The organism is Dokdonella aquatica (genome assembly GCF_051987395.1).
GTDB lineage: Bacteria > Pseudomonadota > Gammaproteobacteria > Xanthomonadales > Rhodanobacteraceae > Dokdonella.
On sequence record NZ_CP197094.1, the window covers coordinates 405,189 to 427,709 of the forward strand.

Consider the following 22,521-nt stretch of genomic DNA (forward strand, 5'->3'; position numbering starts at 1 on the left):
ACCGCCGACGGAATCCGTGGTCACACGGCGCGCGTCGCCACGGCCGGGGGAACGCGCGAGGCTCGCAACGCCGGACCGAGGACCGCGAGCTGGCCGAGCGCCCACAGGCACAGGAACCCGATCGGCACGTAATGCCACGGCAGGCGCGGCGACTGGTACCGATCCATGAGCCACAGGCTGAAGCCATAGGCGAGGATGGCGCCGAGGACCAGGCCGAACGTCGTGATGATGAAGTTCTCGGTCTGGAAGTAGCGCAGGATGTCGGCCTTGGTCGCGCCGAGCGCGCGGCGCGTGCCGATCTGGCGCGTGCGCTGGGCGACCCAGAAACTCGCCATGCCGACGATGCCGAGCGCGGTGATGCCGAGCAGCGCGACGATCACGACACCGAGGATGATCGCCATCGCACGATCCTGCGAATAGGCGTTGCGGCGTGTCTCCTCCATCGAGCGCATGCGGCCGATGATGCGTCCCGTGTTGGCCTCGGCGAGTTTGAGCTCGACCTCCTTCATGACCTCGTCGCGACGACCCGGCTCCGTGCGCACGAGGTAGCGCGTCGACGTTCCATACGGCATGAAGGCCGGCACGAGCATCGCATTCTCGATCGTGTCGCTGTTGGTCCACGGCTGCTGCAGGCGGTCGACGACACCGACGATCGTCGCGGTCGGCGGACCCTCGCCTAGGTAGACCTCCTTGCCGAGCGCGTCGCCGTTCGGGAACAACGCGTCGCCGAGCGCCTTCGAGACGATCACCACGCGCGGCTGCAGGCGGTCGCCGAAGTCCTTGCGCTCGATCTCCTCGGGCTTGAACGCGCGGCCCGCGACGAGCTGCGTGTCGAAGGCGTCGATCGCGTGCGAGTCGACGATGTAGATCGTCGTGCTCGTGGTCGGCGTCTTCTGCTGCGGCTGCAGGCTGACGCCGGTGCTCCAGCCACCGCCGCTCAGCGGCATCGAGTTGGTCGGCGCCGCGGCGGCGACACCGGGCATCTGGCGCAGCAGCGCGAGGTCGGCGGCCTGCGTCGCGAACGCGTCGAAGCCCTGGCCGAACCCCGTGCTGCCGAACGTGAAGGTGTCGGCCTCGTTCATGCCGCTCGGGCGATTCATCTGCTCGAGGCGCTGGCTGATGATGAACAGTGCATTGCAGACGATCGCGAGCGTCAACGCGACCTGCAGGCCGATCAGCACCATCGACACCTTGCTGCGCATGAGCGCAGAGAAAATCGGACGGATTTCCATCGATGTGTCCTCAGATCTTCAGTTGCGCGGCGGGCTGCACGCGGCAGGCACGCCAGGTCGGGTAGAGGCCGGCGATGATCGCGGCGACGATCGCGAGCACGACGGTCAGCAGCACCATGGTCCAGTCGAGCTGCGCCACGGTCTTGTACTGCGAGTACAGCGCGCGCACCCCGATGAGGCCGAGTCCCGTGAGCAGCAAGCCCAGCACGCCGCCGGTGAGACCGACCACGCCCGACTCGATGATGTACTGCGCGAACACGTCGCGCCGGCTCGCACCGAGTGCGCGTCGCAGGCCGATCTCGCCGGCCTTGCGCGAGAACTTCGCGAGCAGCAGGCCGATCGTGTTGACGAGGCACACCGCGAGGAACGCGAACGCGAGGCCGGTCTGCACCTCGACGTCGCGCGAGACGACGCGCTGGTCGGCCATCCACGTGTTGACGTCGGACAGGCGGTTGTTGAGCGGACGCTCGAAGCGGCCGAGCTTCTTCTGCTCGTTGACGTAGGAATCGAGGAAGCCCTTGTACTCGGCGACGCGCTCGGGCGAGTCGAGCTGCACCCAGAACTGCTGCCAGACGCAATCCGAGTCGAGGTACGAGTCCCAGCCGTCGCCGGGCGAGCGGAAGCAGCTGTTGTTGCCGGTCGAACGCTGGCGCAGGTCCATCGCCGTCGTGTACGGCATGAAGAACTCGTCGGGATCGTTGAACGCACCGTTGGTGAGGTCGTAGTACTTGGCCCGCAGGTTCCACTCGGCGAGCACGCCGACGATCGTGTAGTCCGTGCCGCTCAGGCGCACCGTGCGGCCGACGCTGTCGGCGCCACCGAACAGCGTCTCGTTGAGGTCCTTGCCGAGCACCACGACACGCGCGTGCTCGGCGTCCTGGCGGCGATCCCACGGGCCACCGAACGCGAACTCGGGCTCGAACATGCCGAAGAAGTCCGAGTAGGCGACGCGACCGAGCGACTGGAACGGCTTGATCTCAGCATTCTCGGGCTGCACCGGCAGGTTGAGCTTGAACATCGCGCTCTGCTTGTCGGCCTTGCCGGCCTCCATGAGCGCCTTGGCATCGCGGTAGGTGACCTGGTCGGGCGGACGGCCGTCGTCGTAGAACGCGTCGTCGACGCCCCAGTTGTCGAGCTGCACGTAGAACAGCTTGTCGCTCTTCCACGGAATCGGGTCGCTGCCCATCAGGTACATGACGGTCAGCGTGGTCATGCTTGCGGCGATGCCGAGCGCGATGCCGATCACCATGAGCAGGGTCAGGATCGGGTTGCGCCGCAGGCTGCGGATGCCGAGCTGCAGGTAGTAGGTGAACATCGTCGTCGTCCTCAGCCGTTGGCCGCGACCGCTTCGGCACCACGCGACGGCGCGCCCGGGTCGCGCAGCTTCGGCGCTTCGTCGAAGTCGGTGACCTGGCCGTCGATCACGTGCACGTTGCGCTGCGCGCGTGCGGCGAGCTCGGGATCGTGGGTGACCATGATGATCGTCGTGCCCTGGCGGTTGACCTCCTCGAGCAGTTCCATGACGCCGCGCGCCATCAGCGAGTCGAGGTTGCCGGTCGGCTCGTCGGCCATGAGCAGGCGCGGACTGCCGGCCAGCGCACGTGCGATCGCGACGCGCTGCTGCTGGCCGCCCGAGAGCTCCGACGGGTAGTGCTTCATGCGCGAGGCGAGGCCGACGCGAGACAACGATTCCTCGATGCGCTTCTTGCGGTCGGCCGCGGCGAATCCGCGGTAGCGCAACGGCACGTCGACGTTGTCGAACAGGTTGAGGTCGGGGATCAGGTTGAAGCTCTGGAAGATGAAGCCGATCTTCTCGTTGCGCAGCTTCGAGCGCGCGTTGTCGTCGAGGCCGGCGACATCGACGCCGTCGAGCCTGAACTCGCCGCCCGTGAACTCCTCGAGCAGCCCGGCGATGTTGAGGAACGTGGTCTTGCCCGAGCCCGACGGGCCGGTCACCGCGACGAACTCGCCCTCGCGCACGTGGATCGAGAAATCACGCAGCGCGTGCGTCTCGATGAGGTGGGTGCGGTAGACCTTCTGCAGGTGGGTCATCTTCAACATCGGGGTTCGCCTCTCGGGAGGTGGTGTTCGTGCGAGGAAGGAAAGGTGTTCGGATACGCTCAGCGCGACAGCGCGACGCGCTGCACGCCGTTGAACTGGTCGGTGCCGGAGATCACGATGCGGTCGCCTTCCTTGACGCCGGAGACGATCTCGACCGCGTTGAGGCTGGTCGCGCCGACCTGGATCGCGGTGCGCTCGGCGACGTCGCCGCGCACGACGTAGGCGACGCGGCCTGCGCCGGTGTCGACGAACGGACCGCGCTCGACCATAAGCACGTCCGGGTGTTCGTCCATGAGGATGCGCGTGGTCAGGCGCTGGTTCTGGCGCAGGCCGGCCGGCTTCTTGTCGGCGAAGCGGATGCGGCCCGTGACCTGGCCGTCGATGACCTCGGGCGACACCGCGCTGATTTCGCCGACGTAGGCGCCCGAGTTGTCGCGGATCTCCGCGCCCATGCCGATCGCGAGGTCGTGCGCGAACACTTCCGGAACCTGCACCTCGATCTCGAGCGCGGTCAGGTCGACGACGCTGAGGATCGGCGCGTTCGCGGCGACGTTGTTGCGCTGCTGCACGAGCAGCTGGCCGACCTGGCCGTCGACCGGCGAACGCACCTTGAGCTCCTCGACCTGGCGCTCGAGGTCGGCGGCGAGGAAGCGCTGGCGCTCGAGCGCGAGGCGCTTGCTCTTGAGCTCGAACGCGAGGCTCTCGATGTCGAGCTTCATGTCGGCCTCGGCGTTGACGACCGTGATGTCGGCCTTGGCCAGCGCGTCCTTGGTACGCAGCAGTTCGATCTCCGACATCGCGCCGGCGCGGTAGGCCTTGTCCGTGCGCTCGACTTCGCGCTGCGCGGTCTGGCGATCGACGAGGGCCTGGTCGAGCAGCTTCTTCGCGGCGAGCTGCTGCTTGCGGTGGTCGAGGTCGGCGCGCTGCACGTCGATCTCGAGGCTCTCGCGCGTGGCCTGCTCCTGCTGCAGCTTGTTGTCGAGCTCCGGGCTGGACACTTCCGCGAGCACGTCGCCCTTGGCGACCTTGTCACCCGCGTTGACCATGAGCGTGACCGTGCCCGCGCTGGTCGCGTACAGCGTCGGCGCGACCGCGGCGACGACGCGTCCCTGCACCGAGACGTCACGCGTGAGCGTGCCGCGCTTGACCTCGGCGATGCGCAGGCGGCTCGTGCTCGCCGACGAATCAGCCGAGAACAGGCGTGCCGCGGTCGGGATCACGAGCGCGCCGGCCACGACCACCGCGAGCACACCCACACCGATCTTGAGCCAGCGCTTGCCGCGCTGCGGCGCGAGCTTGATCTGGCGGTCCTGAGCGGAAGTGTCGCGAATCATCGGAATCTCCACGGGCCGCACGGCGCGACCTCCCCGGAGACGTTTCAGCAAGCACCGTGCCACATCGCAACAGGCTGATTCCAATGATCATTCCGCGCCATGCCGCACGCGGACACGTGTCCGACCGGTCGCACGGACACGCGGCGGACAGGCGTGTCCACCGAGTGTCCGGACAAAAAAACGGGGTGGCCGAAGCCACCCCGTTCCAGAGACCCTGCGTCGCGGCGTCAGTCGAAGCCGTTACGGAAGATCGTGTCGGCGTCTGCTGCCGTGAAACGGATGAACACCACATCGTACGGACCCGCGCGCGTCGCGGGCACCGCGGTGCCCGCGATGCTCGTGTTCACGGACAGGTTCGCGGTCGTGCTGCTGTTCACGATCGCGCCCGGGAAATCGAGCACGTTGCCGGACCTGTACGAATCATCCGCCGGACTGCCGAGGTTGTTGGCGAGGTTCCAGTTGCTGACCGCGACGTAGTACGTCCCTGCCGCATACGTGCGGACCAGGCGCGACTGCGATCCACCGGTGATGTCGTCGTTGCCGTAGTCCGGAACCGCCGACCGTGCGCCGTTGTAGATCCACAGATCCGTGTCGGTGGTGGTCTGGCCGACCGTGGTGACGGTCAGCTCGCCGCCTGCCGTATCCGGACCTGCGATCTCGGTCACCGGCGTCACCTCGTAATCGAGGCGGTAGTCGGCCGTGGTCGCCGCGCCACCGCCGACGCGGACGTAGACGTCGGCCGGCACCTCGCTCGTGTACCACTGGATGAAGCGTGCCGGCGTCGTCGTTGCCGAAGCCGCCTGGACCTCGGCATCGCTCGTCGCGTTGATCACGCCCGTGGCCTGGGTGAGTCCGCGCAGCGTCAGCGCGTGGCCCACCGTGTCGGACACGACGAGCAGGCGATGACGGTAGAAGCCCGGCGTCGACTGCGCCGCGGTGGTCACGCGGAAGTAGTCGAGACCGGCACCGGTCGCCGCTGTCGTGTTGCCGGAGACCACGTTGGTGCCGTTGACCGCGGGAAGCACGACGGCATTCGCCTGCGCCTTGTTGTCGTTCGGCTCGACCTCGTACACGCCCACCGAGAAGCGCACGAACTTGACGTCGAAGACGCCGTTGCGAGCCACCGTGACCGCCGTGCCGCCGATCGTGAGGTCCACGTCGGTCACCGTGGTGCTGGTGCTGGAGCCGACCACGACACCTGGGAAGTCGACCACCGGACCACTGCGGTATGCGTCGTCCGCCGGGCTGGCCAGATTGTTGGCGACGTTCCAGTTGCTGACCGCGACGTAGTACACGCCCGGGTCGAGCGTTCGCGTCAACGTCGACTGGCTCACCGACGCGGTCGTATCGTCGTTGCCCGCATCGACGATCGCGGCACGCGCACCGTTGTAGAGCCAGAGGTCGGTGTCGACCGTGGTCTGGCCCACGCTGGTAATCGTGACGCTGCCGGGGGAGACGCCCGTCGGGCCGATGATCGGCGTGACCGGCTCGACCTCGTAGTCGAGCTGGTAGGGCGCCGTCGTCGTCGCCGTACCCGTCACGCGCACGTAGAGATCCGATGCCGTGCCGTTGGTGTACCACTGCACGTAGCGCGCCGGCGTCGTCACGCCCGTCTGCACGGCCGTGTCACTCGTTGCCGCGATCACGCCGGCGCTCTGGGTGAGGCCGCGGATCGAGATGGTGTGGCCCGGCGTCGTGCTCGTCACGAGCAGCCGATGGCGGTAGAAGCCCGGAGCCTGCGCGGTCGCCTTGACGAGGAACGTGTCGATGCCTTCGCCGGTGGCCGATATCGACGTGCCGGTCATGACGCCCGTGCGGTTCGTGCCCGGCAGCTGCAGCGTGTTCGCCTGGGCCTTGCTGTCGTTGGGCTCCACTTCCGACGGCGGCACGACCGGTCCGCACGTGGTCGGGATCGCGAGCTCCCATTCACCCGATGGGGTGTTCGTGCTGAGCGGCGTCACCGCGCCCGTGGCGAGGTTGAACGTGCCGTAGGTATAGGTACCGCCGCCCGTGTAGATCGCGGCGTAGAGCGAGCCGTCGTTGTTGTCGAAGTCCATGCCCTGCGCGAAGTTCGCCGCGAGGCCGTGGGGTCCGACCAGTGTCGGTGCACCGGTTGCACGATCGATGCGGTAGAGCGAGTCGGTGCCGATGTCATGGCCATACAGCTCGCCGTCGCAGTTGATCGCGATGTCGATCATGATGCCTGCGGAGATGCCGAAGGTGCCGACAGCCGTCGCTGCGCCCGTGGCGAGGTTGAACGTGTAGAGGCCGTTGGCGCTCGACACGAAGGCGGCACCCGTGACGGGGTCGATCGACAGGCCGGTCGGCGTGTCCCCCGAGGTGAGTCCGGTCACTGCAGCGATCTGCGTGAACGCGCCCGTGGTCGTGTTGACGGTGCCGAACAGCGAGGAGCCCGACGCAGGTGTCTGGATCGCGTACAGCGTCGAACCCGTGGGATCGAAATCCCAGGAATAGAACTGGCCGCCGGGATCACCGACCAATGTGTGCGTGGCGAATGCGTTCAGCACGTAGCTGAAAAGGCCTTGCACCGTCGTGCCGTCGGCACGCATGTTGTACTTGAACGCGGTATCGGTCGGCGCATGGGGCGCGAGTGGCCAAACCGCCTCCGGGGCCTGGACTCCGGACGAACACTGGGTGTTGTAACCATGAGGCTCGGCCAACGGACTGTTGGCCAAGGCACGACAATCGAGGACTTCCTGAGCTGCGGCTGGAATGGACACAGCACACAGCAGCGACAACGGCATCGCCAGCTTCCGCATATGACCCCCGAACATGACTGCAATCGATGTGGACGGCCTGACGGCCGCGACGAGAACTCCCCTTCTCTACAACTTCGAACGCAGAGGGATCATACGCCGCGGCGGATCGATGTCCACAGAATCTGCGCAATTCATCCACCCGGCCGGCCCTTCCCGGAAGCCGGGCGAAAATGACCCACGGCGACGCGTCGCCGGACCGCGTTGGGTCACTGCTCGACGGCACCCTCAGCCGATCGGCAGGGGCCTGCGACCGTTCGGCGTCGTGATGCATCCTCTTCCGACGTGAACAGCAGCTTCTGCCTCCAGGTCCCCGACACCGTGATCGCCGGCGCGCGCCGCGGCGACATGCGTGCACTCGAACAGGTGTACAGGCTGTTCGAACGTCCGGCCTGGACCCTCGCACAGCGACTGTGCGGCAACGCGGAGGACGCGCGAGAGGTCGTGCACGATGCGATGCTGCGCGTGTTCGAGCGTGTGGGGCAGTTCCGCGGCGAATCGCCGTTCTGGGGATGGATCCGCCAGATCGTCCTCAACGAGGCCCTGATGCGCCTGCGCCGCGATCGTGGCCACGACATCGACGCACTCGACGACGCCGAGGAACCCGCGCACGAGCAGGTCGCACCGTGGCAGTGGGCGGAGGCACGCGGACTCGACGCCGCGCTCGCTACCCTGCCCGCACTGACGCGCAGCGTGATCTGGCTCTACCACGTCGAAGGCTACACGCATCCCGAAATCGCCGGCCTGACCGGCAAGTCCACGAGCTTCTCGAAATCGCAACTGGCCCGAGGCACCGCGCGACTGCGCGAACTGCTCGGCGCCGAGGAGGTACCCGCATGTCCCGCACCGATCCCGCTGACCGCATGAGCCCGCACGACGACGGACTCGGTGCGGCGCTGCGCGCGTTGCCGAGCGTCGAACCGCCGTCCGACCTGTGGCCCGTGCTGGCGGCCGCGCGCGCCGGCAGCATGCCTCGTCGGCGCGCGCGACCCTCGCGCGTGTTCGCGATCGCCGCGTCCCTCGCCCTCGTCGCACTCGTGCCGCTGCTGCTGCCGCGCGGCGATGCTCCGGAGGACGTTCCGGGCACGCCGACGGCCGCCCACGTGCCGGCAGCTTCCGAAGTGGGCGTGCTGCGCGACCGCTCGCGCCAGCTCGAACAATGGCTGGCCGTGCTGTCGGAGCAGTCACCGCACGATGCCCACACGCTCATGGCGACCGCCGAACTCGAGGACCTCGTCGGCCTCGTCGACATGCAGCTCTCGGCCGCGCGTGACGATGCCGAAGCCTTGCCGCTTTGGCGGCAGCGCGTCGCCCTGCTCGAAGACCTCGCCGTCACGCGCAGCGTGCCGGCCACCCTCGCCGCAGATGGTGCCGCGTGGCACCGCTCCACCACGCTCTGACAAAGGAGTGCATCATGACCAAGACCCTTCTGTCCCTCGCCTTGCTCGCCGCCCTGCCGGCCGCATGGGCCGCCGATCCCGCGCCACGTGCCGAGCCGGGTGCGAAACCGTCACCGGCTCCGCTCGACGAGGTGCAGGCCGCGGCCGCGCGCAAGGAACTCGGTGAGCTGCGCACGCAGATCGGCGACCTGTCCAGGCGCATGGCCGAGCTGTCGGTGAAGCTCGGCGACACCGGTCCGCGTGCGTACGCGTTCCGCTACCTCAACGATCCCGATCGCGCGATGGTCGGCGTCGTGCTCTCGGCCACGCCGCAGGGCGCGCGCATCGACGCGCTCACGCCCGACAGCCCGGCCGAGCGCGCGGGCCTGCGCAGTGGCGACGTGATCACCGAGATCGACGGCAAGGCCCTCGCGAAGGGAGCGACCGATGCCGCGCTCGTCGATGCACGCACGCGCCTCGGCGACCTCAGGGACGGCCAGGACGTGCGCATCGGCTACCTGCGCGACGGCAAGCCCGGCAAGGCCGTCACGCTCAAGGCACAGCGCCGCGAGGCGCAGAACTGGCCGCGCCTGTTCGTCGACGTCGACGCCAACGTCGAGGCCGCGCGCGCACTCGCCGAAGCCGATGCCGACGCGCAGGGGCACGTGATCGAGGCCCGCCACGCGACCGCGCGTGCGGAAGCCGATGCCGGACGCGCGCTGGCCGATGCACAGCGCGCGATCCGCCGCGTCGAGATCTCGCGCATCGATGCCGCACGCGACTCGTCGTGGTGGGGCATCAACCTCGCGTCGCTGAATCCCGAGCTCGGCCATTACTTCGGTGCCGACCGCGGCGTGCTCGTGCTGTCGACCAGGGACGGTACGGCTGCAGGCCTCAAGGCCGGCGACGTGATCCGGAAAGTCGGTGGCGAACAGGTCGAGCGTCCCGAGGACGCGCTGCGTGCATTGCGCGCACACCCGAAGGGCAGCGAGGTCACGCTCGACCTCCTGCGCGAGCGCAAGGCCCTCGCGCTCGAGGTGAAGGTGCCCGAATACACCTCGATGTTCTCGGCCACGCTGGCACCTCAGCCGCCGTTGCCACCCCTGCCGCCTGCGCCACCGTCCGCCGTGGCACCGGAGGCACCGCCCGCGCCCGCCGCACCGCCTGCGGCACCGAAGCCACCGAGTCCGCCCGATGCCTCGGCCCCGCTCGCCCCTAAGGATGCGAACATGCCCACGCCACGCATGGCGCTGGAAGGCGATCGCCTCGGTTCGATCGCGCTCTGGGGAGGTCGCGTGAAAGGCCACCTCGGTGTCGGTGATGCGACCTGCCTGCGCGTGATGACCTACGAGCTCAGGGGTGACGGCAAGCCCATCTACGTGGCACGCGGCGGCAAGGAGTTTCTGGCCTGTCCGGAGACGCCGTTCCCCAAGGAGAGCTATCGCCTCGGTGAGTTCGCGACCTTCGCCGGCCATGTCGGCGAGGTGTACACGGAGTCGCGTCGCCTCGGCGACATGCCGATCCTGCAGGTCAGCGACACGAAGTTCTGGAAACCGATGCCGGAATTCAACGGCTCTCCTCCCACGACGGGCATGCAATCGTTGCAGGGATTCCCCCAGGCTCCGGTATCCATGCCAGGTCCTTCGCTCCAGCGTTACTGACGCCGCGCGTGGCCACAGTGCGCAGGCTCCGCGGCCACGTTGCTTTGCTATGATCGGGCCAAGCCTGTCGGCTCGCCCGATGCGGCGGCACCTGCGTCCCCACGTCGCCCCTCGCTGTCCGCGGTAGCCGCGTTCGACGCGGTTCCCCCTGATACCCACGAGCCGGCCCGCGTCGCGCCGGCACCGCCCGCGTCCCCCGGCGAGTCCGGCCGCGCACCGGGCAGGATGGGGCAATGGGCGGCACATTCCAGGACATCCCTGGCTACGAGTTGCTCCGCGAACTCGGCGAAGGGGGCATGGCGACCGTGTACCTCGCGATCCAGCACTCGCTGGACCGCAAGGTCGCGATCAAGGTCATGCGCCGGGAATTGCGCACGGGCAGCGGACCGATGCCCGAGTTCGAGCGGCGCTTCCTGCTCGAAGGCCGCACGATGGCGAAGCTTCCGCACCGGAACATCGTCGCCGTCTACGACATCGTCACGCGCGAGGACATCGCCTACATCTCGATGGAGTTCCTCGAGGGCGGCACGCTGTCGGACCGCATGCGCGACGGCCTCTCGCTCGGCGAGGCGATCGGCATCGTCGTGCAGCTCGCCAACGGCCTCGAGTTCGCGCACCGCAACGGCGTCGTGCACCGCGACCTGAAGCCGTCCAACGTGATGTTCCGCGACTCGGCGACACCGGTATTGACTGACTTCGGCATCGCCAAGCAGTCCGACGTGATGGCCTCGCGCATCACCCAGACCGGCCTCGTGCTCGGCACGCCGACCTACATGAGCCCGGAACAGGCCAGCGGCCGCGAGACCGACGGCCGCTCCGACCAGTATGCGCTCGGCATCCTGTTCTACGAGCTGCTGACCGGCAAGCCGCCGTTCGTCGGCGACACGCCGATGGCCGTGCTGATGGGCCACGCGCTGCAGCCGCCACCGCCGCTGCCGGCGGACCTCGTCGCGCTGCAGCCCGTGTTCGACCGCATGCTCGCCAAGGATCCGAAGCAGCGCTTCGCGAACCTGCAGGATTTCGTGCGCGCGCTGCGCGGCCTCGTCGTCGGCAACGACGTGCTCGTCGCGCGACTCGGCAACGTCACCGCGGCGAGCACCTCCGAGCGCCTGCGCGCGCTCGGCTTCTCGGGCGAGGTCACCGGCGGCGACAGCGATTTCGCGCTCGACCTGCTGCGCATGCCACGCACCGATCCCGCACTCGGTGCGCGCACCACACGCGTGCGATCCGCATGGCAGCGTCCGCGCGTGCTCGTCGGTGCGGGTGCCGCGCTCGCCGCCGTCGTCATCGCCCTCGCGCTGTGGCTGAGCCTGCGCCCGCACACGCTCAGCGACGACGAGCAGTACTTCGTGCGCACGCTGCTGCGCCAGGCCGACGGCTTCGTCGCGAGCGGCGCGCTGCTCGCGCCACCCGGCGAGAACGCCTTCGAGGACGTCCAGAAGGTGCTGCAGAAGGATCCCGGCAATGCGCGCGCGCTCGAACTCGTCGCACGCATCGCTACGCTGCTGCGCGAACAGGGCGAGCGCGCACTCGCCACCGGCGACATGGACACGGCCGCCGAGCGCGGCAACCAGGCCTTGCTTGTCGATCCCGACGACGCCGGCGTGGTCGCGCTGGTCAAGCGCGTCGCCGACGAGCGCGAGTCGCGTGCACGCACCCAGCTGGTCGGCGAGTACCTGCGCAAGGCCGAGGAAGCCGAGCGGCGTCGCCAGCGCACCGGCAGCGGCGGTGCGCACGCGCTGCTCGTCTCGGCGCTTGCACTCGATCCCGGCAACGCCACCGTGCGGGCCCGCCTCGAGGCGATCAGCACGGCCGAGTTCGCACGGGTGCGCGACGCCCTCGCCCGTAGTGACACCGATGCCGCGCGGGATGCGCTCGAGGCGCTTCGCGCGGAGTTCGGCACCGAAGCCGCCTACCGCGACCTCGAGACGCGTGTTGCCACCGCACGCGATGCCGCCGCACGCCAGCAACGCATCGACGCCCTGCTCGCCTCGGCCACGCGCGCGCTCGATGCGGGCAAGCTCGTCGAACCGCCCGGCGACAACGCGTTCGAAGCCTTCGGCCAGGCGCGCGAACTCGAGGAAGGCAACGCCGCGGTTGCCGCCTTCGCGAAGACGCTCGTCGAACGCCTCGTCACGCAGGCGCGCGAGGCCCGCGACCGCGGTGACTTCGCGCTGAGCCTGGAACGCGCCGAACTCGTCATGCGCATCGACGCGACGCGCCGCGATGCCGTCGTACTGCGCGATGCCGCACGCGACAAGCTCGGTGCACAGCGCGCCGAGATCGCCTCGCTGCTCAACCAGGCACGCCAGTCGATCGCCGCGGGTCGCCTGCTGCCGCCCGCACGCGACAACGCCCGCGACACGATCGACACCTTGCTCGGCCGCGATCCTGCCAACGCCGAGGCACGCGCACTGCGCGACGCCCTTCCCGCACGCGTCGCGGACGCGCTCGAGGCCGCGCTCGCACGCGAGGATCTCGACGCCGCCACGGCACTCGCCGATGCGGCGGTGAAGTCCCTGCCCGACGACACGCGCATCGCCGCGCTCGTGCGCGACACCCGCGCCCGCGACGCCGCGCGCACGGCCGAGACACAACTGCGCGAACGCGAGCAACGCGTCGCGGCGACGTTCGCGAAGCGTCCCCTGACCGCGTCCGCCGCGCAGTCCGCCACCAGCGGGATCGTTGCGCTGCGCAAGGACGCCGGCCCCGTCGCGGCACGGCTCGAGCAGCAGATGGCCGACGTGCTCGCCGCCGACGTGCGTGACGCGACCTCGATCGAGGCTGTCGATGCCGCGCTCGCGATCACGCGCACGAGCAGCACCACGCTCGGCGCCAGCGCCGCGCTCGAGGCCGTGCAGGCCGAGGCCGGCACGCGCCTCGCCGCGCTGCGCGAACAACGCGAACGCGAGCTCGCCGCGCAGAACGGCGAGCTCGTCATCAATGCCCTGCCGTGGGGCTACGTCGACCAGGTACTCGACGACGCACGCCGCCCGGTCACGCTGCCCGAGGATCGCTCCACGCCGCTGCGCCTGACCCTGCCGGCCGGCAGCTACTACGTGACGCTGCGCCACCCCGGATCGTCGAAGACGGTCTCGGCGTTCGCACGCGTGCAACCACGCCAGCGCGCGCAGGCCAGTGCGACCTTCGCCGCGCGCAGCGCCGACGAGTACGTGCGTCATGCGGGGCTCTGACCGATGACGCGATGTGCCCCGCGCGCCATGCGCGCCCGTCGCCACGCCCTTCTCGCCGCGGCGTCCGCGCTGGCGGCGTTCGCGATGCCTGCCCTGGCGGACTGGAAGGACGACTACTCCCGCGGCCTCGTCGCCGCGAGCGAGGGACGCTGGGCGGAAGTCTCGCGCCTCATGGACAGCGCGATCGCGGGCAATGCGCAGCCGGCCGCGCGCGTGCGCCTGTACGGCCAGCGCTACGAGGTCTACGCGCCGCAGCATTACGCCGGTCTCGCCGCGCTGCGCCGCGAGGACTGCGCCGGTGCGCTGCGCTACTGGGAGCAGGCCGCCAACACGGGCTTCGTCGCGGGACAACCCACGCTCGCCGGCGTGCAGCAGCAAGGCCGCAACGACTGCGCGACGCGCCTAGCGAGTCAGGCGCCACCGGCACGCCCAGGCACCTCACCGGCGCCTGCACCGGCGTCGACGACGCCACCCGCGGTTGCGACCACGAACCCTGCCACGCCTGCCACCGTGCAGGAGCGGCCCGCTGCTCCATCGACAACACCAGCACCGCCGACACGTCCGCCCGTCGCCGCCGCACCGCCTGCGCAGAAGACGCCACCGGTGGCGACACAGATTCCCACCGAAGCACCGCCCGTGCGCGCACCCGCATCGGCCGCCGCGCAGACGCTGCAGCCGCTGCTCGGCGCCTATCTTGCCGGCCGCTACGGCGACGTCGTCCGGCAGAGTGCATCATCCACGGGTTCGACGCCCAGACTGCGTTGGCACGTGCTCGTGCTGCGTTCCGCGTCGGCATTCAATCTCGCCCAGCTCGGTGAAGGTGGCGCCGACATCGAGGCGACAGCCCGACAGGCCGCGAACGAGGCGCGCAAGCTCGATGCGACGCTCGAACCCGATCCTGCGTTCTATTCGCCGCGCTTCATCCGCTTCTATCGCGGGCGCTGACGCGCCCGGTGGCGCTCAGCGCGCGTCGGCGAGCTGCCGGCCGACCGAGCCATCGGCGTGGCACGCACCCGCACGCGGCAGGTTCGTGTCGATGCGCTCCTGAAGCTCGCGCACGCGCTCGGCATCGAGACGCCCCATCGCGACTTCACCGCGTGCGTGCGAGGATCGCATCGCCTCGTCGGCGCATGGCCAGTTGCCGAGGCGCGCATGCGCGTCGGCGAGCTGGAAGTACGGCAGGTAGTCGGTGAACCACATGCCGTAGAGACGCTTGTCGGCACGCGGCTCGGGGTTCAGGTCGACCGCCCGCGCGAGCTCGGGCACCGCGCGGCGCGCGTCGCCGGCCTGCAGCAGCGCGCGGCCGTACTCGAAATGGAAGTACCACGGCAGGGTATCGCGCCCTTCATCGAGCCCGCACTGCACGAGGATGCGCCGGCGCAACGCATCGCTCGCATCGCCCGACAGCGATTGCAGGGTCCCCGCCGGCGCGGCCTCGACACGCGTGCGCTCGGCCGCATGCGTGGCCGTCGCGGTCCATGCGAGCAGGCATCCGATGGCGAGCGTCGTCAGGCGCATGGCGGCATTCCTCGGCGCCGGAAGGCGCGGCTGGCGGGATCTTACGCCGATTGGCGTTCTGGTGAGACGGACGGGCGCCGCTTTGCGCCTGAACGTCTTCGGCTGGCGAACGCCGCGGGTTTCGGCGCTATGATCCGCACCGTTATGAACTTTTAACATGTTCTACCGGAACCGCCGCCGTGCCAGGGAAGCGATGCCGGGGCCACGCCCTGACAGCCTTCCGAGCCGATTTGCGTATGTGTCTTCACACCGGGGAGTAGGCTGCATGTCATCGTTCAAACCGCTCGCACTTCTTTCGCTCGCCGTTGCCGGCGCCCTCGCCGCGCCGTCGGCCTTCGCACAGGATCCGCCGCGCACCACCTGCGCGGACTTCTTCCTCGCGATCGACAACCCGAACACGCTGCCCTGCCGCGGCAACGTCTCCGCGGTGCCGTTCGACCTGCTCGCGCCCGGCGCGCGCTCGCTCGGTCTCGGTGGTGCGTTCGCGGCGGTCGCCGACGATGCCACGGCGGCCGAGGCCAACCCCGCCGGCCAGACCATCCTCACCAAGCCCGAAGTGTCGGTGCACGTGCGCAACGCCGACTACGACGTGCGCTTCTTCGATCCGAACGCGCTCGACGCGAACCTCTACGACGCCACCGGCCCGGGTCCGATCGGCCGCTTCCGCGACAGCAACACGAAGATCTCATTCCTTAGCTTCGTCTACCCGATGGAACACTTCGTGTTCTCGCTGTATTACCAGAACTCGGGACAGCTGCAGTCGCGCTCCTCGATCGCCTCGTTCGATTCGGTGTTCGGCGATACCTACCTCGCCTCGTCGAGCGTCGACGTCGAGCAGGAGGCGTTCGGCATCTCGGGCGCGTTCCGTCTCGGCGAGAAGTTCTCGATCGGCGCATCGATCAAGCAGTCGCAGCTCAACTTCCAGTCGTCGTCGTTCTCGTCGGTGTTCGGCTTCCGCGACCTCGACGCGCAGTTCCCGGGCGCCGGACCGTACGAAGACGAGATCACGCTCGGCAGCGCCGTCTACGGTGACGACCACGACCTCACCTGGAACCTCGGCCTGCTGTTCAACCCGAACGGCACGGTCTCGGCCGGCCTCGTCTACAAGAAGGGCGGCACCTACAAGGTCACCAACCGGCTCAGCGCCTACAGTGTCTCGAGCTGCGCCGGCGCGGAGTGCTCCGACGACCTCGACGGCTGGGTCGAGCGCCGCCAGTCGATCAACCTGCCCGACGTGCTGTCGGCCGGCGTCGCCTGGCGGCCGTCGGACACGTGGCTGCTCTCGCTGCAGGTCGACCGCGTCGACTACGGCAAACTGCCCGCGGGCTCGTCGACGGGCTTCCTGTTCGGCTCGTTCCAGGGCGAGATCGCCGATGTCGACACGCTCGGCAAGGAGACCGTCGTGCACGTCGGCGCCGAGAAGACGTTCCTGTTCGATGCACCGGTGATGGGCCTCAAGCTGCTGTCGGTGCGCTTCGGCGCATTCGACGATCCCGACCACGACGGCTACGCCGCGCTCGACACCGACGACACGCACTACACGTTCGGCCTCGGCACCGTGCTCGGCGAGAAGCTGCAACTCGACCTCGGCGCAGAGTTCTCCGACCGCGTCGACGCGATCGTGCTGTCGGGCGTGTACCACTTCTGACCTCGGTGGCACGGCGCTCCGCCGTCGCTAGCCCGATTCACCTCGACGCCCCGGTTCGCCGGGGCGTTGTCGTTCCCGGACTCGGTTTTACACGTCGAAGGTCACAGCAAAGCCGCACTGCACGACAACATGAAGCTGGCCCGCTCCTTCCCTTCTCCCTCCGGGAGAAGGTGGCCCGAAGGGCCGGATGAGGGTGCGGTGTCGCAACGGCGCCTCGGCAAGGCAGCACGGCCCGGTCCCTTGGCCTCGGAGATATCGCGGATACCCCGCACCACTGGGCCTGTGAACCTGCGCACCTACGCCGATGATCGCTGTTGGCGGAGGCACGACGCACGCGCGGCCCGTCAGCTGCCGCGCAATGAAAAGTCACCGGAGCCGAGACCCAACGGACCCGACATCACGCCGCCCTCTCGAGCCTCGCCGAGCGCCGCGCCTCGAGCGCACGCTCCACCACCGACCAGTCCGCATCCGCGCGATGCGCGTTCTCGCTCAACACGCGCCGCCATGCACGCGCGCCCGGCAAGCCCTGGTAAAGCCCGAGCATGTGGCGCGTGATGTGCTGAAGTCGTCCACCCGCGGCGATGTGCGCATCGGTATAGCCACGCATGCGCGCGACGATGTCGTCGCGATCCGGCAGCGGCTCGCCATGCAGCGCATGCTCGATCTCGGCCAGGCGATACGGCTCGTGGTACGCCGTGCGGCCGAGCATGACGCCGTCCGTGTGCTCGAGATGCGTGCGCACGTCGTCGACGCTGTCGATGCCGCCGTTGATCGCGATCGTCAGTGTCGGCCGCTCGCGCTTGAGCCGGTAGACGCGTCCGTAGTTGAGCGGCGGAATGTCGCGGTTCTCCTTCGGCGACAGCCCCTGCAGCCAGGCCTTGCGCGCATGCACGACGAACACCGTGCACCCTGCCGCCGCGACGATGTCGACGAACCGCGTGAGGTCCGCATCCTCGTCCTGCTCGTCCACGCCGATGCGACACTTCACCGTCACCGGAATCGACACCGTCTCGCGCATCGCCGCGAAACACTCCGCGACCAGCGACGGCTCGCGCATGAGGCACGCCCCGAACCGCCCCGACTGCACGCGATCCGACGGACACCCGACGTTGAGGTTGATCTCGTCGTAACCCTCCGCCGCGCCGATACGCGCCGCCTCGGCGAGCTCGGCAGGCTCCGATCCCCCGAGTTGCAACGCGACCGGATGTTCGGAATCATCGAACCCGAGCAGTCGCGCGCGATCGCCATGCACCACGGCCGGCGACGTGACCATTTCGGTATAGAGCCGCGCACGCGGCGACAACAGACGATGGAAGTACCGGCAGTTCCGGTCAGTCCAGTCCATCATCGGTGCGACCGACATTGCCCACACACCTCGGCGTGGGCTTTCGATGTCATGTCCACGCGAGTGGGTTTCACTGCCTTGCATCGTGCTGCTTCTCGGATCGGGCGGTTGAGCACCTTCCGCGCGTGGCCATGGAGGCGCTCCGCGCGGACGGCGGAGTGCATTATCGCCCAAGGATCACCGGACCGCGTTCACGATCGATCCATCCGTTGTCGCCAAGCGTGGACGGCCGAACAGGCCCTCGCTGCCGCCGCTCGCTCAACCTTGGGACAGCCTCTCCTCCATCCACCGCCCGATCGCGTCGAGTACCTCCTCCCGCCCCACGTCCACGAGCAGGTCGTGGGCGTGGCCTTCGTAGAGCTTGAGGGTCTTGTCGGTGGAGCCCGCGTGGGCGTGGAAGTAGCGGCTGCCTTCGGGGAGGGTAACCTTGTCGGCGGTGCCGTGCAGGATCAGCAGCGGCAGCGTGATCGATGGCATCGCGGCCTGCAGGGCTTCGTTGCCGCGGACCATCGCGGCGACGGTGCGCGCCGGCTGCGCTTCGTTCGCGATGAGCGGATCCTTGTCGAGAGCGGCGACGGCGGCAGGATCGCGCGAGAAGTCGCGGTTCTTGAGCTTGAGCACGGGCAGTTTCGGCAGGATGCCCGAGAGCCACTTCACGATGCCGAGCACGGCAGCCGGTGCGGGCACGCGAAACGCGAAGCTCTCGCAGACGAGACCGGCGAGGCCGGCCTGATGGCGGACCGCGTAGCTGCAGGCGACGACGCCGCCGGCGCTGTGGCCGAGCAGGAACACGGGCAGCGCGCCTTCGCGGCCGCTCGCGAACTGCATCAGCGCGGCAAGGTCGGCGACGTAGTCGTCGATGCGCTCGACGAAGAAGCGGTCGCCGCCGGATCGCCCGCGCCCGCGCAGGTCGAGCGCGTAGACGGCGAAGCCGCGTTGCGCGAAATGCTCGGCGACCGGTGCGTACTGCCCGCCGTGTGCATTGAAACCATGGCAGATCGCGAGGATCGCGCGCGGCTGCGCGGGTCGCCACACGTGCATGAGCACGTGCGCGCCGCTCGCATCGTTGAACGCCTCCTCGGCGGTGATCGCGTGGTGCGTGTCCATGGCGGCTCTCCGGTGGCGTCGTCGCGCCGGGATCCGGCCCACCCGGATCCCGGCGATGCGTGGATCAGGATCTCGCGAAGGCGAGCAGGTCCTCGTTCAAGCGGTCCTTGCTGGTGTCGCCGAGAGCGTGCGTGCCGCCGGCGTAGACCTCGAGCGTCGCGTGCGGCACGAGCTTCGCAGCGGCGCGCGCGGACGCGTCGATCGGCACGATCTGGTCGTCGTCGCCGTGGACGATCAACGTCGGCACATCGAACCTCCGGAGGTCGGCCGTGAAGTCGGTTTCGGAAAACGCCTTGATGCAATCGTAGGCGTTCTTGTGCCCCGACATCATGCCCTGCATCCACCACGATTGGATGAGCCCCTGCGACACCTTCGCCCCGGGGCGGTTGAAGCCGTAGAACGGGCCGCTCGCGACATCGAGGAAGAATTGCGCGCGATCGGCGAGGTAGGCCTTGCGGAAGTCGTCGAACACGCCGAGCGGAAGCCCACCCGGGTTCGCTTCGGTCCTGACCATGATCGGCGGCACCGCGCCGACGAGCACGGCCTTGGCGACGCGTGCGGTGCCGTGGCGCCCGATGTAGCGCGCGACTTCGCCGCCGCCGGTGGAGTGGCCGACCATCGTCACGCCGCTCACATCGAGATGCGCGAACAGCTCGGCGAGGTCGTCGGCGTAGGTGTCCATCTCGTTGCCGTGCCAGGGCTGGCTCGAGCGTCCGTGTCCGCGGCGGTCGTGCGCGATGCAGCGGAAGCCGTTCGAGGCGAGGTGGAACATCTGCGCCTCCCACGCGTCCGCGCTGAGCGGCCAGCCATGGCTGAAGGACACGACGGGGCCGCTGCCCCAGTCCTTGTAGTAGATCTGCGTGCCGTCCTTCGTAGTGAAAAGCTTGCCCATGTCGCTCGTCTCCGGTGGGTTGGTGGGAAGGACCGCCGAGGGCACCGTCGGTGTGCCTCGGTCGGTGCTGCACGCCGCGAGCGGCAAGGCGATCGCCACGCTGGCGGCGACGCCGCCGAGCAGCAGTCTTCGGCGTCGCGGATCGGCGGGATCGAGCAGCGTGTCGGGATCGATCGTCGGCATCACGGCGTCCTCGCGCCCGTGAACACGTGGATGTAAGCAGCTACCGTCTCGGGATGCTGGTGGTGAGGCGCATGGCCGGTGCCCGAAAAGAACACGAACTGCGCCGAGCGCATCGCGTCGATGAGCGGGAACCAGTTCTGTCCGGCCGTGCTCGGATCATTGTCGCCGGCGATGACGAGAACCGGCACCGTGACCTTCTCGAGGCGACCACGCCTGTTCTCGGCATCGGCTTGGAAGCCCTGCGCCGCGCGAAAGTACGGCTCGAACGCCTCGGGGGTCGACGGGATGCGCTCGACCACGCCGGCGCGTGCGTGGATGCGTTCGCGCGAGGCTTTCGCCTGGCGCCGGCTCTCCTCCGATGCCGGCTCGAAGAACAGGATCTCCTCGTCGGCAAGGTCGTTGACAGGCTTCATCGCACGTTCGAGGAAGATCGGTTGCATCGGCACGGCGTTCTGACCGGGCGGGTTCGTCGCGAGCAGCACGGCATGCGTGACGCGTTCGGGGTGGTCGAGCAGCCATGCCTGCGCCGCGAGGCCACCCCACGACCAGCCGAGGATCGCGAAGCGCTCGAGCCCGATCGCATCGGTGAATGCGCCGATGAAGCCCGACACCCTCGCCATGTCGGTCGGCAGCGCGCCTTCGGAATGGCCGACACCCGGATAGTCGACGGTGACTACCGTCTGGCGACGCGCGAGTGCATCGAGGAACGCCGGATCCCAGGTGTCGAGCGTGCCGCGCAGCCGGTTGACCAGCACGATCGGCGGCCCGCTGCCGATGCGCCGCCAGGCGATGCGTTGTCCTTCGACCTCGACGTGGCGCGTCGGCGCCGTGACGGCATCGTCCGCGAACGCGTGCGGCGCGGCGGCGAGACCGATCGCGAACAGCAGCAGGGCCAACGTCCTCGCGTACCTCATGGGCGATCCTTTCGTGAGGGCGCCGTGCCGGCGCGTGGGGATGGCGTGACGCCGCGGCGTGCGGCACGCGGGAGGTCGAACGCGACGAGGCTCCAGCGCGTGACCGACTCCTCCCACTCGTCGCCGGGCGTCGGCGTCAGTGGAAGGGCGAGGTTGGCGACCACCATGCGGTCACCCACGACCGCCGTCGCGGCGGGAAACAGCAGGCCGGCAGGCGCACCGTCGGCGTCGATGCCGGCAAACCCCTCGACGCGCACGACGGGCTTGCCGGCGGTGTCGAGCGCGACCACCGCATCGACCTGGTTCGCGGCGACCCACAGCAGACCGTCGTGGAACAGCAGGCCATCGGCGCCGGGCAGGCCTTCGGCGAACACCTCGAGCTGCTTCGTCGCGAGGGTCAGGCGAAGCACGCGGCCATCGCCGGCGTTGTTGATGAAGAGCGTGCCGTCGTCGCCGAACGCGACACCGTTGGCACCGAACGGCAGGAAGGCCGCCGTGGCGAGCAGAGGGTGCTGCAGCACGAGCTCGGCTTTGCATGCCGTGCAGACGGCAGCACCGCGCACGACGAACAGCGCGCCCTGGAACGAATCGGTCACGTAGGCGTCGCCGCCGCGCGAGAACACGAGGCCGTTGAGCGCCGCGACGCGGTTCGTGCCGAAGCGGATGCGGTCCTTCGAACCATCGGGGTTGTCGACCTCGCGTTCACCCGGCGGCGACGACAGCACGGGGAACGTCGCCACGGTTTCGATCGGCGTGTCGGCGTCGAAGTCGGCCGCCAGCCGGATCAGTGCGGCCTTCGCGAAGTCGAGCACGTAGACGTGGCCGCCATGCGAGGCGACGCCCGTCAGCGGGCTCGTACCCATGGTACGTGAGGCCTGCAGCCGTCCGTCGAAACCGTAGCGCAGGATGCGGTTGTTGCGCGTGGCCTCGGGAACCCTGGCATCGAACGTGCCCACATGAAGCACGCGGCGCCCGGCGTCCGCGGCGAGACTCTCGGGATGCCGCACGTCGGCGGGCAACAGCGCGAAGCGCCGGACCGTCGGCCGCGCGGGCGCATCGAAAGCCATGGCCGCCGCTGCGGGAACCACCAGCGCGATGACGAACGACAGGATGACGCGCATGGCAGGCTCCCCGTGACGGATCGGCACCCGGACGCCGTGCATGCCGCCCGCAGAGCGTCGTCGCTGCAGCACCCTCGACGCGAGGCGCGTGCGAAGGATCCGCCGCTCCCCCGATCGGGGGAGGCACGGCCGGCCGCGATGCAGGAATCATCGGC

The 22,521-nt window shown here is 69.1% G+C and carries 17 protein-coding genes; 6 read left to right on the top strand and 11 right to left on the bottom strand.

The genetic code is table 11. From position 1 onward, the window contains the following. Nucleotides 1-20 precede the first annotated feature (20 nt). The 5 genes from ACQQ2N_RS01695 to ACQQ2N_RS01715 all read right to left on the bottom strand — a co-directional run bounded on the left by ACQQ2N_RS01695 (nt 21) and on the right by ACQQ2N_RS01715 (nt 7,197). Complete coding sequence (locus tag ACQQ2N_RS01695) at nt 21-1,232, bottom strand: ABC transporter permease (RefSeq protein ID WP_440223941.1); 1,212 nt, start codon at nt 1,230-1,232, stop codon at nt 21-23. 10 nt (nt 1,233-1,242) lie between these two features. Then, nucleotides 1,243-2,547: an ABC transporter permease gene (locus ACQQ2N_RS01700; protein ID WP_440223942.1), complete on the bottom strand. Its 1,305-nt coding sequence runs from the start codon at nt 2,545-2,547 to the stop codon at nt 1,243-1,245. Nucleotides 2,548-2,558: 11 nt separating this feature from the next. After that, a complete protein-coding gene (locus tag ACQQ2N_RS01705; protein WP_440223943.1) occupies nt 2,559-3,293 on the bottom strand; it encodes an ABC transporter ATP-binding protein in 735 nt (244 codons plus the stop codon). A gap of 59 nt (nt 3,294-3,352) precedes the next feature. Beyond that, a complete protein-coding gene (locus ACQQ2N_RS01710) occupies nt 3,353-4,627 on the bottom strand; it encodes an efflux RND transporter periplasmic adaptor subunit (RefSeq protein WP_440223944.1) in 1,275 nt (424 codons plus the stop codon). Nucleotides 4,628-4,854: 227 nt separating this feature from the next. Then, entirely contained in the window at nt 4,855-7,197 is a 2,343-nt protein-coding gene (locus ACQQ2N_RS01715; protein WP_440223945.1) for a hypothetical protein, read from the bottom strand. A gap of 492 nt (nt 7,198-7,689) precedes the next feature. Here ACQQ2N_RS01715 and ACQQ2N_RS01720 point away from each other — a divergent pair, with 492 nt between their 5' ends. The 5 genes from ACQQ2N_RS01720 to ACQQ2N_RS01740 all read left to right on the top strand — a co-directional run bounded on the left by ACQQ2N_RS01720 (nt 7,690) and on the right by ACQQ2N_RS01740 (nt 14,583). Further along, nucleotides 7,690-8,271 (top strand): RNA polymerase sigma factor, encoded by a 582-nt coding sequence (locus ACQQ2N_RS01720; protein ID WP_440223946.1) that lies wholly within the window; start codon nt 7,690-7,692, stop codon nt 8,269-8,271. Then, the gene (locus tag ACQQ2N_RS01725) at nt 8,241-8,804 is read left to right on the top strand and encodes a hypothetical protein (protein ID WP_440223947.1); all 564 of its coding nucleotides are present in this window, start codon (nt 8,241-8,243) and stop codon (nt 8,802-8,804) included. Before ACQQ2N_RS01720 ends, ACQQ2N_RS01725 begins: the two co-directional genes overlap by 31 nt. Before the next feature lie 14 nt (nt 8,805-8,818). Continuing rightward, nucleotides 8,819-10,444 (top strand): PDZ domain-containing protein, encoded by a 1,626-nt coding sequence (locus tag ACQQ2N_RS01730; protein WP_440223948.1) that lies wholly within the window; start codon nt 8,819-8,821, stop codon nt 10,442-10,444. 233 nt (nt 10,445-10,677) lie between these two features. Continuing rightward, complete coding sequence (locus tag ACQQ2N_RS01735; protein ID WP_440223949.1) at nt 10,678-13,638, top strand: protein kinase domain-containing protein; 2,961 nt, start codon at nt 10,678-10,680, stop codon at nt 13,636-13,638. 27 nt (nt 13,639-13,665) lie between these two features. After that, entirely contained in the window at nt 13,666-14,583 is a 918-nt protein-coding gene (locus ACQQ2N_RS01740) for a hypothetical protein (protein ID WP_440223950.1), read from the top strand. A gap of 15 nt (nt 14,584-14,598) precedes the next feature. On the opposite strand, the gene ACQQ2N_RS01745 is transcribed toward ACQQ2N_RS01740, so the two are convergent. Beyond that, the gene (locus tag ACQQ2N_RS01745; RefSeq protein ID WP_440223951.1) at nt 14,599-15,156 is read right to left on the bottom strand and encodes a hypothetical protein; all 558 of its coding nucleotides are present in this window, start codon (nt 15,154-15,156) and stop codon (nt 14,599-14,601) included. Between the two features lie 265 nt (nt 15,157-15,421). Between ACQQ2N_RS01745 and ACQQ2N_RS01750 the strand changes: the two genes are divergently transcribed. After that, entirely contained in the window at nt 15,422-16,804 is a 1,383-nt protein-coding gene (locus ACQQ2N_RS01750; protein ID WP_440223952.1) for an OmpP1/FadL family transporter, read from the top strand. 397 nt (nt 16,805-17,201) lie between these two features. On the opposite strand, the gene dusA is transcribed toward ACQQ2N_RS01750, so the two are convergent. The 5 genes from dusA to ACQQ2N_RS01775 form a co-directional block, all read right to left on the bottom strand. Then, a complete protein-coding gene (dusA, locus tag ACQQ2N_RS01755) occupies nt 17,202-18,167 on the bottom strand; it encodes a tRNA dihydrouridine(20/20a) synthase DusA (RefSeq protein ID WP_440223953.1) in 966 nt (321 codons plus the stop codon). Nucleotides 18,168-18,407: 240 nt separating this feature from the next. Then, nucleotides 18,408-19,256: a lysophospholipase gene (locus ACQQ2N_RS01760; protein ID WP_440223954.1), complete on the bottom strand. Its 849-nt coding sequence runs from the start codon at nt 19,254-19,256 to the stop codon at nt 18,408-18,410. A gap of 64 nt (nt 19,257-19,320) precedes the next feature. Next, complete coding sequence (locus tag ACQQ2N_RS01765) at nt 19,321-20,331, bottom strand: alpha/beta fold hydrolase (RefSeq protein WP_440223955.1); 1,011 nt, start codon at nt 20,329-20,331, stop codon at nt 19,321-19,323. Continuing rightward, entirely contained in the window at nt 20,331-21,245 is a 915-nt protein-coding gene (locus ACQQ2N_RS01770; protein WP_440223956.1) for an alpha/beta fold hydrolase, read from the bottom strand. Before ACQQ2N_RS01770 ends, ACQQ2N_RS01765 begins: the two co-directional genes overlap by 1 nt. Continuing rightward, nucleotides 21,242-22,366 carry a hypothetical protein gene (locus ACQQ2N_RS01775; protein ID WP_440223957.1) on the bottom strand — a complete coding sequence of 375 codons (1,125 nt, stop codon included), beginning with the start codon at nt 22,364-22,366 and terminating at the stop codon, nt 21,242-21,244. The genes ACQQ2N_RS01770 and ACQQ2N_RS01775 overlap by 4 nt, the downstream gene beginning before the upstream one ends. Between the last annotated feature and the right edge of the window lie 155 nt (nt 22,367-22,521).

What these genes read in the sequence shown, in the direction of transcription:
- ACQQ2N_RS01695 (WP_440223941.1), bottom strand. Translation starts at nt 1,232, where the DNA reads ATGGAAATCCGTCCGATTTTCTCTGCGCTCATGCGCAGCAAGGTGTCG.
- ACQQ2N_RS01700 (WP_440223942.1), bottom strand. Translation starts at nt 2,547, where the DNA reads ATGTTCACCTACTACCTGCAGCTCGGCATCCGCAGCCTGCGGCGCAAC.
- ACQQ2N_RS01705 (WP_440223943.1), bottom strand. Translation starts at nt 3,293, where the DNA reads ATGTTGAAGATGACCCACCTGCAGAAGGTCTACCGCACCCACCTCATC.
- ACQQ2N_RS01710 (WP_440223944.1), bottom strand. Translation starts at nt 4,627, where the DNA reads ATGATTCGCGACACTTCCGCTCAGGACCGCCAGATCAAGCTCGCGCCG.
- ACQQ2N_RS01715 (WP_440223945.1), bottom strand. Translation starts at nt 7,197, where the DNA reads ATGCGTGCCGACGGCACGACGGTGCAAGGCCTTTTCAGCTACGTGCTG.
- ACQQ2N_RS01725 (WP_440223947.1), top strand. Translation starts at nt 8,241, where the DNA reads ATGTCCCGCACCGATCCCGCTGACCGCATGAGCCCGCACGACGACGGA.
- ACQQ2N_RS01730 (WP_440223948.1), top strand. Translation starts at nt 8,819, where the DNA reads ATGACCAAGACCCTTCTGTCCCTCGCCTTGCTCGCCGCCCTGCCGGCC.
- ACQQ2N_RS01735 (WP_440223949.1), top strand. Translation starts at nt 10,678, where the DNA reads ATGGGCGGCACATTCCAGGACATCCCTGGCTACGAGTTGCTCCGCGAA.
- ACQQ2N_RS01740 (WP_440223950.1), top strand. Translation starts at nt 13,666, where the DNA reads ATGCGCGCCCGTCGCCACGCCCTTCTCGCCGCGGCGTCCGCGCTGGCG.
- ACQQ2N_RS01745 (WP_440223951.1), bottom strand. Translation starts at nt 15,156, where the DNA reads ATGCGCCTGACGACGCTCGCCATCGGATGCCTGCTCGCATGGACCGCG.
- ACQQ2N_RS01750 (WP_440223952.1), top strand. Translation starts at nt 15,422, where the DNA reads ATGTCATCGTTCAAACCGCTCGCACTTCTTTCGCTCGCCGTTGCCGGC.
- dusA (WP_440223953.1), bottom strand. Translation starts at nt 18,167, where the DNA reads ATGTCGGTCGCACCGATGATGGACTGGACTGACCGGAACTGCCGGTAC.
- ACQQ2N_RS01760 (WP_440223954.1), bottom strand. Translation starts at nt 19,256, where the DNA reads ATGGACACGCACCACGCGATCACCGCCGAGGAGGCGTTCAACGATGCG.
- ACQQ2N_RS01765 (WP_440223955.1), bottom strand. Translation starts at nt 20,331, where the DNA reads ATGCCGACGATCGATCCCGACACGCTGCTCGATCCCGCCGATCCGCGA.
- ACQQ2N_RS01770 (WP_440223956.1), bottom strand. Translation starts at nt 21,245, where the DNA reads ATGAGGTACGCGAGGACGTTGGCCCTGCTGCTGTTCGCGATCGGTCTC.
- ACQQ2N_RS01775 (WP_440223957.1), bottom strand. Translation starts at nt 22,366, where the DNA reads ATGCGCGTCATCCTGTCGTTCGTCATCGCGCTGGTGGTTCCCGCAGCG.